The organism is Chitinophaga sp. (assembly GCF_036569125.1).
Taxonomy (GTDB): Bacteria; Bacteroidota; Bacteroidia; order Chitinophagales; family Chitinophagaceae; genus Chitinophaga.
The window spans coordinates 1-10,556 of the sequence record NZ_DATCRF010000504.1 but is presented as its reverse complement, the minus strand read 5'-3'; the positions used below and the strand labels follow the sequence as shown (position 1 = coordinate 10,556).

Here is a 10,556-nt window from a genome sequence, read left to right as displayed (position 1 = left end):
GTAATAACGGTAGGTGAGCAGCAGCAATAAGCATAAGATCAGGATGCCTGCAATGGCGGCTGTTAACCACAAACGCTGGTGCAATGCCTGCCGGTCTTTTTCCAGCAGCTGGTGCTGCTTTTTCTCCACTTCGTATTTGGTCTCCAGTTCCTGGATGTCCTTTTGCAGGTTATCGTTCATCAGCGCATCGCGGGCAGAATCGTACATATAGCGGTATTGCCGTGTCAGCAGCTGGTTGCCCAACGCAATTTGTATGTCAGACATTAACAGGAATAAGCTGCGTGCTACTTCTTTCTGATCATGCGCCTTTGCATAAGCAAGGGCGGTATCTGCACTGATAGCGGCTTGCTTGTATTGTTTGGTCCAGTACAATCCTTCTGTAATACCCTGCATGGCAATCGCCTGCCCGTTCACGTCATCCAGCATGCGGGCCAGTGGCAGGGCCGATCTGAATGCGGCTAAATACTGATCGTAACGATTAGTTCTTTTATAACTGTTACCCAGGCTCATAAGCGCAGATTCCTGCAAAGTAATATCATCCAGCTGCTTGCCGGTGTTATAGGCGCGCTGCGCGTAATGTACGGCAGCGGCAGTGCTGTCCAGGTCCTGCAGGGAATTGGCCAGGTTACTGCAGGCCGCACCCACGGCGTATTCATTACCACTCTGCTCACCATACTGCAGGGCCTTGCGGGCATATTGATATCCTTTATCCAGCTGGTGCAGGTTACGGTACATGCCGCATAAATTCCCGTACATAACAGACAGCATGGCAAGATTGCCACTGCTTTCCAGCAAGGGTAAGGATTTCATGTAATAATCTGCCGCTCTGCCATAATCTTCCTTATACTGGTATACCACGCCGGTATTGATCAGCACTTTTACCAGCTGCTCCTGCAAACCGTAGCGGCGGCAGGTATCCACTGCCTGCAGGTCCAGCTTAAGCGATTCATTATACCGGCCCTGCATATTTAACACGGCCGTATAGTTATTTACATACCGTACAAAACCGGCAGGATAATGCAGCTGCAGGCTCAGGCTCCGCGCCTGCTCATAGTAATACAAAGCGGAATCGGGAAGGTTGTTCTCATACTGCTGGCCCAAAGTAATGAAAGCCATTACCTTATTGGTATCCACTGGCAAGGTATGCAGCGCACGCCGCAGGCTGTCGCGGTTAAGCCCTGTTACCATTTGCGCCTGGGTACGCAGGGTTAACAGCATTACCAGCATGCATATATGCAACCACACGCGGGATCTATGTTTCATGGCCTTTGTATTGACGGGGATGTACGCAATACAAGATAGGTATTTATAAAATAAAAATTCCCCGGCACGCAGGTACCGGGGAATCATACATAAATTAAAGCGGTTTATTTGCCGTTCAGCTTTTTAATAAGGTTCACCTCATCCTGGCGGTACGGGGTACCATCCTTTTCAAAAATATCATGGAACCATTCTATTGGCTGGCTGCCATCCGGCAACGGAGTATCCCAGGCATAAATAGTATTGGTTTTACCATTTACAAAACCCCAGTTAATAGCGCCCACTTTTTCTTTTTTGAGCATTGGCAGGGTGTTGGCAAAACGGCAGTTGCGGGTGCGGGCCATATATTCGGTACAGATCAGCGGGCGGCCATTGGCTTTTAACAGCTCTATTACACGCTGGTGCCATTGCGGCTCTTCATAATCATGATAGGTAACAATATCGGAGTGGGTGAGCTGGAAAGTATTCAGGTTTTCCAGGCCCCATGACCATAAGCCGGCGCTAATGGGCTGATCAGGATTTACTTCCCTTGCCCATTTAAATACGCTGGTCAGCAGCGCCATGGAAGAATCGCCTTTTTTATTATTACCAGGTTCGTTATACAGATCCCACAGCAGAATGCGTTTGTCGTGCGCAAAATGGGTGAGCACATCTTTCACATATTTTTCCAGCGGCGGAAAGTTGGCCGGGTCTGAGGAAGCGGGCTGCCCGGGGTCCTGCATCCAGCCGGAGTTGTGGATGCCGGGTTTAACGTCCGGCTGCTTACCTGCTTTGGGCTCTTTATTCCAGCAATCGTCAAAGAATACCAGCAATGGCTGAATATGATGTTTATCTGCAATGCCCAGGAACTGGTCCACCCGTTTTTTAAATCCTTCCGGATCCTGCTGCCAGGCTACGGAATGCAGGAATACACGCATTGTGTTAAAACCAATAGATTCGGCCCAGCCTAATTCCTTATCAATGGTGGCAGGGTCAAAAGTAGCTGCCTGCCACATTTCCAGCTGGTTAATAGCATTGGCGGGAATGTAATTGGCGCCGGTTAGCCAGGGGTGCTCACTATACCATTGATTGGCTTTTTCAACAGACCATTGCTGGCCCGGTGCAGCTGTTTCCGTTTGTTTTTTCTTTTGTGCATTTACATTGCCTGCTACTACAGACAACAGAACGAGGAATATCCAGTTTTTTATTCGCATGGGTAAATGAATTTTCAGTTCCAGAACGTGGTTTAGTGTGCAAGATAATGGTTGTGGATGTTTCATTTGTATCAATATGTATGCAAAACATCTCAAATTTATCAGCACCGGCAAGCTGCTTTTTTACGTACTTTACTGCTATGCTGAAAAAAATAGGACCGGATAAGTGGACGCATTTTTATGTGGGCATCCTGATGGGCGCCCTGCTGCAAAGCGTGGCCTGGTACCTGCTGCCGGGCAGGCCGGTGCTGGATACCCTGCTTACTTTCGTGGCCGTAGTGGCCATCAGCTATGGCTTTGAGGTATTATCGCTGGTAACCGGCAAAGGGCACTATGAGGTACTGGATGCCATTGCCGCTGTTATTGGCGGCGTTATTGGCATGGGCATAGGCGGCATTTTTATTTATGTATTAGAGCACCAGCTGGGCGTGTAGCCGTTGCAGGGCAAACGCCGGATCACTGCAAAAACCGGTATGCACGCGGGAGGTTTGTAAAATGGTGCTGCGTGTGGCCGTAAGCCAGCGGAAACGCAAAGCTACTTCCAGCTGCCCTATAGGCCCGCTCTTAGCGCCTCCGCAGCAGATCTGCTCAAAGGCTTGCAAATAATCCCTTACTTCCTGCACATCGGTTCCGGGGCCTATTACCCGTAACTTTTCTTCATCCAAAGTAAACACCGCCTGCAGGAACTTACGCTCTTTGCAGTAGAGAATAACGCCTACATTGATGAATTCCTCCCGCTCCACCCGGGGTACGATGCGGATAACGGCGTATTCAAATAAGACTTTCCCTTGCATGTTGTGCGGCTTTTACAAAAATTTCTGACGATGCGATGCGTGTGGTTAAAAACTGTATGTATACTTCCCGGCGTTCATTGGCGTCACCTGCCTCCTGTGTATCTGCCAGCAGCCATTCATCCGGCACCAGCGATACAATAGCGCGGATGCGCTCTTCCGTAAGAATGGCGCGGCCGGCAATATCTGCAGAATCCAGCAGGGAGGCCTGCGGCAGCAGCACATGATCTTTTACCTGGGCAAAGGGCCGCAGCGCATGCTCTTTCCAGTTGGTCCAGGTGTGGTGAAAATATAAAGAGGCGCCATGATCTATGAGCCACAGCTCCCGCCCCCACATGAGCATATTGGTGTTACGCGCTGTACGGTCCACATTCGTGATCAGGCAATCCAGCCACACGATCTGCGAAGCCAGCGAGGCATTGATGGTATATACCGCAGGATCAAAAGTAATGGAGCTTTCCAGGTAATGCAGCGCCAGGTTAAGGCCTACACTGGCTTTCAGCAGGTCCTGTATTTCCTCATCAGGTTCAGTACGGCCAAAGGCGGTATCCAGGTGGGCAAATACTATTTCCGGCACTTTTAAGCCTAATGCCCGGGCCAGCTCACCGCCTATCAGCTCCGCTATCAATGCTTTAACGCCCTGCCCTGCGCCCCTGAATTTGAGCACGTATAAGAAATCGTCATCTGCTTCGGCAATAGCCGGCATAGAGCCACCTTCGCGTAAAGGCGTTACATACCGCATTACATTCACAGACCGTATGGGTGATGTAGTGTTGTTCATACCAGGGGGAAAGTTAACACCTTTTTATTTTCTGTTAATGAATTTGAAGGCAAGCGCACAGCTGATGCATACAATAATCAGCGTGATCCATAAGGCATTGTAACCCCATGTTTGCGTGATCAGCGCGCCGCCACCGGGTCCCAGCACCTGCGCGGCCGACCAGGTTACCGCAAAAGCAGCGGCAAATTTACCACGGTTATGCTCATTGGCTTTGCCCATGATCACCGTATTAATAAAAGGTAAGGCCATCATTTCACCCAGGGTTAAAAAGATCATGGAGCCGGCTGCGGCTACCATAGGCGCCATGCCCGGCACTGCCAGCAGCGTGTAGCCCAGGGCGGTAGCTATAACGCCTGAAATAATATAATAAATGGCGGAACGGCGGCTTTCCCAGTAACGTACCAGCACCATTTCAAACAGGGCAATGATAACGCCGTTAAGACCCAACAGCATACCGATAGTGGCTTCATTAATATGCAGGCTCTCTTTCCAGTACACAGGGGCCAGGCGGAACATGATCATAAAACAGCTCATGTAAATGATCACTACCATTAAGAACTTTAAGAGGTAACCGTTTTTCCAGAGAGGGGATTGTTCCGGCACTTTTTCCGCTGCTACAGCAGGTTTTACCGGCTGCTTAACGGCTGGTAATAAGGTGAGCACCAGCCCTCCAACGATCATATATACAATGCCTTCCACCCAAAACAGCAGGTGATAATTAATAGCAGCCAGGATACCGCCTACAGAAGTACCCAACGCCCAGCCAATGTTCATGGCCAGCCGGTTCAGGGAGTAAGAGCGGGTAAGATTTTGCGGGGTGGAATAAGCGGCTACTGCAGCGGCATTGGCCGGGCGAAAAGCTTCTACCACAAAGCTAAGCAGCACTGTCATTACACACAGCAGGGAAAAATCCTGCACATAACCGAATAACAGGAACAGCAGGCCCCCTGCTATGGCGGTAAATACCTGTACGACGCGGAAGCTGAACCGGTCTATAAAATAGCCGCTTACGCTGGAACCGGCTACTGCGCCGGCGCCGAACAGGGTAATGATCAGCCCTGCATCGGCAATGCTGCGGTGCATGCTTTGGGTAATATACATGCTCATAAAAGGCGCTACCATGGTGCTGGAACGGTTTACCAGCAATACAAGGCTCAGCAGCCAGGTTTCCCGGCTCAGATCACTGAAAGAGGACCTATAGGTGTGTGCAATTTTAAGCAGCATAGCGTGTTTGTTTTCAGGTACGGTACAAAGATGCTAACATGCTGGTACCCCTGAATAGTCCAGATTGTACAAAAGCGGTAGGCCAGAGGCAGATGTGCAGATGTGCAAATGTGCAGATGTGCAGATGTGCAGATGTGCCTTTGTTTTTTTCTGTTATGATGTTGTGTTAAATGTTTAGAGCAAGGAAACCTGCTTTTCCGGGATGCCGATGATAAAGGTGGCCCCATCATTCAGCACGCTGGTGGCGGTTATGAAACCGTTGTGCTGCTCCATGATCTTTTTGCAGATGGACAGGCCTATGCCCGATCCTTCAATTTCATGGTAGCTGTGCAGGCGTTTGAAAGGAATGAAAATATCGTCCAGGTACTTGGCTTCAAAACCAATACCATTGTCTTTCACATAAATGTTGTAATACAATTGTTCCGCGTTCCCATTGTGGGGTACCAGCGGGGCCTCATGCCGGGCATAAATGTGCACTTCCGGCGGTATTCCCTTTTTGCAGAACTTAATAGCATTGGCGATCAGGTTGTGGAATACCTGCTGTATCAGGGTAGGGATCACCAGGGTAGAGGGCATTTCATCAATGGTGATACGCGCATCCACATGCTGGATCTTCAGCTCCAGCTCCTTTATAGCTTCGCGGATCACAGCGCTGAGGTCTGTATGCACAAAATCCCCTTTGCTTACGGAATGCCGTGAAAAACGCAGCAGGTCGCTGATAAGCTGCTGCATACGTTCTGTGGCGTTGGTGATTTTCTGCACATGCTTATCCATCTCTCCTGCCGTGCCTTTTTTCTGTACGATCAGATCACTGAACATACGGATCTTGCGCAGGGGCTCCTGCAGGTCGTGCGAGGCTATGTAGGCAAAGCGGTCCAGCTCTTCGTTGGCTGCTTTTAAGCGCTGGTTGTTCTGCATCAGCTGCCGGTTCAGCTCCCGTACCCTTTGCTCGGAGGCTTCTCTTTCTTCGATCTCTTTTTGCAGGGAGGCATTGATGCTCAGCAGCTTTTGCTCCTGTGCTATCAGCGATTGTGTTTTCTGGTACAGCTCCACGAACACACCTACCTTCATGCGCAGCAGCTCCGGGTTCACCGGCTTATAAATAAAATCTACCGCACCTACCTTATAGCCTTTGAACATGGTTTCCTCTTCATGACTATAGGCCGTGATAAAGATGATGGGAATATTCTTTAACCTGTCACGCTGATAAATGAGGGAAGCGGTTTCAAAGCCGTTCATGTCCGGCATCTGCACATCCATCAATATCAGGGAAAAGTCATATTCCGTGAGCAGTATTTTTAATGCTGCCCTGCCGGAGCTGGCTTTGACAGTAACATAACTTTCCCGCTCCAGTATGGTGGAGATGGATAATAAGTTATCCGGCCTGTCGTCTACCACTAATATTTTTATCGGATCATTTTCCTGCAACCGCATATAGTTTTTTAAGTATCCTTTTCTTTTACCTGTATAACCAGATGCGCATTAAAGACAGCAGCTGGTCAATTTTCAGTGGTTTGGTAATATAATCGGAGGCGCCTGCTTCCAGGCATTTCTCCCGGTCCCCTTTCATGGCTTTTGCGGTAACTGCAATAATAGGTAATGCGCTGTTCTTATGCTCCCTCCGGATCTTCTGCATGGTTTCATACCCATCCATTTCAGGCATCATAATATCCATAAGCACAATATCTATATCGTTGTTCTCCGCCATAATGTTAATGGCTTCCCGGCCGCTTTCCGCCGTAATGGTATTGATGTGGTACCGTTCAAAGGCCGTGGTAAGGGCAAACAGGTTACGCACATCATCATCCACTACCAGCACATTCTTATGCAGCAGCACATCTTTCTGCGAGCGCAGCTCTTCGATCATACGCCGTTTTTCCGGCTGCAGCACGTTGTGGTTCAGGTGCAGCTGCATCACAGTTTCTTCCAGCAGCAGCTCCAGGGAGCTGGCGCTTTTCAGTAAGATCTTGTTGGCATACTGTTTCAGCCGGTTCTTTTCCTTGTTGGAAAAATCCTTGGCTGAATATACGATCACCGGCGTGGTATTGAGCTTATTGATGGTATAAATATTCGTTATAAATTCTACCCCATCAATATCGGGCAGCATATAATCTGCAATAATACAATCGTAAGCGGTGCTGTTAATATGTTCCAGCGCTTCTTTACCATTGGGCGCCACCTCGATCTCTATCAGGTCTTCATTATCCAGCACACCGGCTATCTGGGAGGCTTCCAGCTCATTGTCCTCTACTACCAGCACCCGCTTGGATCTGCGGCCATCCTGCTCAATTATATTATTAAACAATATGGTGAGCGCTTCTGCTTTCATGGGCTTCAGGTTAAAGCTGCGCGCGCCGCGGTGCATGGCCAGCATACGGTTCTCCTCACCGGAAATGAGGTGAATGGGGATATGCCGCAGGTTCACATCGTTCTTAAACAGGTCCAGCACACGCCAGCCGCTGGCATCCGGCAGCTTTACATCTAAAGTAACGGCAATGGGATTGTATTTATTGGTCAGGTCAAATACCTCCCCGAAGCTGGTAGCTACCACAACTTTCAGGCCCATTTCATGCGCCTTCTCCTGCATGATCTTGGCAAAACGCACATCATCTTCCACGATCAGCATTACTTTGTCCGTTTCAGTTATGTGTGTGCGGTCGTCCCCGATCTCGTTAATGATCTCATTCAGCCCTTCCAGGTCGCGGGTATCCGCGGTTTTCACAGTGGGTACAGATTGGATCACTGCGCTATCATCGCCCTCAGATAATTTATACTCCCCTACTTTCAGCAGGTTGCTTTGTTTTTCTTTTTTGATGGCGGCCGGGTTATACTGCAAGGGCAGGAACAGGGTAAAGGCGCTTCCCCTTCCGGCCTCGCTTTCCAGCTCAATGGAACCGCCCAGCAGATCGGCCAGGCCACGGCTGATAGACAGCCCCAAGCCGGTACCGCCGTATTTACGGCTGGTAGAACCTTCTGCCTGCTGAAAGGCTTCAAAGATAATGTTCTGCTTATCCTTGGAAATACCGATGCCGGTATCCCTGATCTCAAATGCCACCACACGGCCCGCATTATCCAGGCTGGCATTGGCGGTTTTCCAGTTGCGCGCGGCTTCGTAGATCCGTAACCGTACCTCGCCCTTTTCCGTGAACTTAAAGGCGTTGGACAACAGGTTCTTCAGGATCTGGTTCAAACGCTGCACATCCGTTTCCAGGCTTTGCGGCAGCTGCTCATCGATCATAATACCAAAGCGCAGGTTCTTGCTTTCGGAGATATGCTTGAAGGTAGTTTCCACAAAGGCTACCACTTCACCAAAACGTACATTGATAAAGTCTGTAGAAATATAACCGGATTCGATCTTGGACAGATCCAGGATATCGTTGATCAGCTGTATCAGGTCGTCCCCGCAGCTGTGAATGGTTTTCGCGTAACGTACCTGTTTTTCGCTCAGGTTACCTTCATGGTTCTCATACAGCTGCTGCGCCAGTATGAGTAAGGAGTTCAACGGCGTGCGCAGCTCATGCGACATATTGGCCAGGAACTCTGATTTGTACTTGGAGGTAAGCTGCAGCTGTTCTGCTTTTTCTTCCAGGGAACGGCGCGCTTCTTCCACCTCCATGTTCTTTTCTTCCACTTCCTCCTTCTGTTTTACCAGCAGGTGGGCTTTATCCTGCAGCTCTTCGTTGGTTCTTCTCAGCTCATCGGCCAGTGACTGGGACTGTTCCAGCAGGGCCTCTGTACGGGAGTTGGCTTCAATGGTGTTTAACACGATACCGATACTTTCCGTTAGCTGGCTTAAGAAGTCGAGGTGGGTTTGGTTAAACGTATCAAAAGAGGCCAGCTCGATTACGGCCTTGATCTGCGTTTCAAACAACACCGGTAATACAATGAGGTTCAGCGGCCGGGCTTCTCCCAGGCCGGAGCTTATTTTAATATAATCACCCGGTACATTGGTGAGTAAGATCTGTTTCTTTTCCACGGCGCACTGCCCTACCAGGCCCTGTCCCAGCGAGAACTCACGGCTCAGGGTCACTTCATCGCCATAGGCATAGGCTGCGAACAATTTCAGCTTGGGGTTGGCCGATTCATCTTCCAGGATGTAGAACATACCCTTCTGCGCATTCACCACCTGCGCCAGCTCAGAAAGGATACGGCGGGTTACCGTGTTCAGGTCTTTCTGGCCCTGCAGCATCTGCGTGAACTTGGCCAGGTTGGATTTCAGCCAGTCCTGTTCCTGGTTACGCAGCGTGGTTTCCTTCAGGTTGGCGATCATCTGGTTAATGGTATCCTTCAGCTCTTCCACCTCACCTTTGGCTTCCACACGGATCATTTGCGTAAGATCGCCTTTGGTTACGGCAGATGCTACTGCGGAAATAGCGCGCACCTGCGTGGTCAGGTTCTCTGCCAGCTGGTTCACGTTCTCCGTAAGGTTCTTCCAGATACCGGATGCGCCGGGCACACTGGCCTGGCCGCCCAAACGCCCTTCCACACCCACTTCACGGGCCACGGTGGTTACCTGGTCGGCAAACACCGCCAGGGTATCGATCATTTCATTAATGGTTTCTGTTAGCTGCGCCACCTCACCGCGGGATACGATGGAGAGCTTTTGTTTCAGGTTACCGGTAGCCACAGAGGTTACTACCTTGGCAATACCACGCACCTGGTTGGTAAGGTTAAAGGCCATCATGTTCACGGAGTCGGTGAGGTCTTTCCAGGTACCGCCCACGCCCTGTACTTCTGCCTGGCCGCCCAGCTTACCTTCCGTACCTACTTCACGCGCCACGCGCGTTACCTCAAAGGCAAAGGAGTTCAGCTGGTCCACCATGGTATTGATGGTGTTCTTCAGGTCTAATATTTCGCCCTTTACGTCAATGGTCACTTTTTTGGACAGGTCACCGGAGGCCACGGCCTTGGTTACTTCCGCAATGTTACGCACCTGCGAGGTAAGGTTACCCGTCATCTGGTTCACAGAGTCCGTCAAGTCCTTCCAGGTACCGGCTACACCGGGCACAAATGCCTGGCCGCCCAGCTTACCATCTGTACCCACCTCACGCGCCACACGCGTTACTTCGGAGGCAAATGCGCGCAGCTGCTCCACCATGGTATTGATGGTATTTTTCAGCTTCAGGATCTCGCCTTTTACATCCACCTCGATCTTACGCGACAGGTCACCGTTGGCCACTGCGGTAGTTACTTCCGCAATGTTACGCACCTGCGAGGTAAGGTTGGAGGCCATGATGTTCACGGAATCCGTTAAGTCTTTCCACAAACCTTTTACCCCCGGCACATCGGCCTGGCCGCCCAGCTTAC

General features: G+C 50.2%; 8 protein-coding genes. 1 reads left to right on the top strand and 7 read right to left on the bottom strand.

Annotated elements, in window-relative coordinates; all coding sequences use genetic code 11:
* Positions 1-1,263: tetratricopeptide repeat protein (locus VIM87_RS19040; RefSeq protein WP_331998530.1), on the bottom strand; the 1,263-nt coding region annotated here is incomplete at its 3' end.
* 104 nt (positions 1,264-1,367) lie between these two features.
* Complete coding sequence (locus tag VIM87_RS19035; RefSeq protein WP_331998529.1) at positions 1,368-2,453, bottom strand: 1,4-beta-xylanase; 1,086 nt, start codon at positions 2,451-2,453, stop codon at positions 1,368-1,370.
* Between the two features lie 80 nt (positions 2,454-2,533).
* Here VIM87_RS19035 and VIM87_RS19030 point away from each other — a divergent pair, with 80 nt between their 5' ends.
* Positions 2,534-2,887, top strand: coding sequence for a hypothetical protein (locus VIM87_RS19030; protein WP_331998528.1), 354 nt, complete (start codon positions 2,534-2,536; stop codon positions 2,885-2,887).
* Here the strand turns inward: VIM87_RS19030 and VIM87_RS19025 are convergent.
* From VIM87_RS19025 to VIM87_RS19005, 5 genes are all read right to left on the bottom strand, one after another.
* On the bottom strand, positions 2,864-3,247 hold the full coding sequence (locus VIM87_RS19025; RefSeq protein WP_331998527.1) for a DUF3037 domain-containing protein: 384 nt from the start codon (positions 3,245-3,247) through the stop codon (positions 2,864-2,866). The genes VIM87_RS19030 and VIM87_RS19025 overlap by 24 nt on opposite strands.
* Positions 3,225-4,025 carry a HipA family kinase gene (locus VIM87_RS19020; protein WP_331998526.1) on the bottom strand — a complete coding sequence of 267 codons (801 nt, stop codon included), beginning with the start codon at positions 4,023-4,025 and terminating at the stop codon, positions 3,225-3,227. Before VIM87_RS19020 ends, VIM87_RS19025 begins: the two co-directional genes overlap by 23 nt.
* Positions 4,026-4,049: 24 nt before the next feature.
* Positions 4,050-5,249: an MFS transporter gene (locus VIM87_RS19015; protein WP_331998525.1), complete on the bottom strand. Its 1,200-nt coding sequence runs from the start codon at positions 5,247-5,249 to the stop codon at positions 4,050-4,052.
* Between the two features lie 174 nt (positions 5,250-5,423).
* Positions 5,424-6,683: a sensor histidine kinase gene (locus VIM87_RS19010; protein WP_331998524.1), complete on the bottom strand. Its 1,260-nt coding sequence runs from the start codon at positions 6,681-6,683 to the stop codon at positions 5,424-5,426.
* 25 nt (positions 6,684-6,708) lie between these two features.
* A partial coding sequence (locus VIM87_RS19005; protein WP_331998523.1) for a response regulator occupies positions 6,709-10,556 on the bottom strand: 3,848 nt, incomplete at its 5' end.

Bases quoted from the DNA above. Each gene is read 5' to 3' on its own strand.
- VIM87_RS19035 (WP_331998529.1), bottom strand. From the start codon at position 2,453: ATGCGAATAAAAAACTGGATATTCCTCGTTCTGTTGTCTGTAGTAGCA.
- VIM87_RS19030 (WP_331998528.1), top strand. From the start codon at position 2,534: ATGCAAAACATCTCAAATTTATCAGCACCGGCAAGCTGCTTTTTTACG.
- VIM87_RS19025 (WP_331998527.1), bottom strand. From the start codon at position 3,247: ATGCAAGGGAAAGTCTTATTTGAATACGCCGTTATCCGCATCGTACCC.
- VIM87_RS19020 (WP_331998526.1), bottom strand. From the start codon at position 4,025: ATGAACAACACTACATCACCCATACGGTCTGTGAATGTAATGCGGTAT.
- VIM87_RS19015 (WP_331998525.1), bottom strand. From the start codon at position 5,249: ATGCTGCTTAAAATTGCACACACCTATAGGTCCTCTTTCAGTGATCTG.
- VIM87_RS19010 (WP_331998524.1), bottom strand. From the start codon at position 6,683: ATGCGGTTGCAGGAAAATGATCCGATAAAAATATTAGTGGTAGACGAC.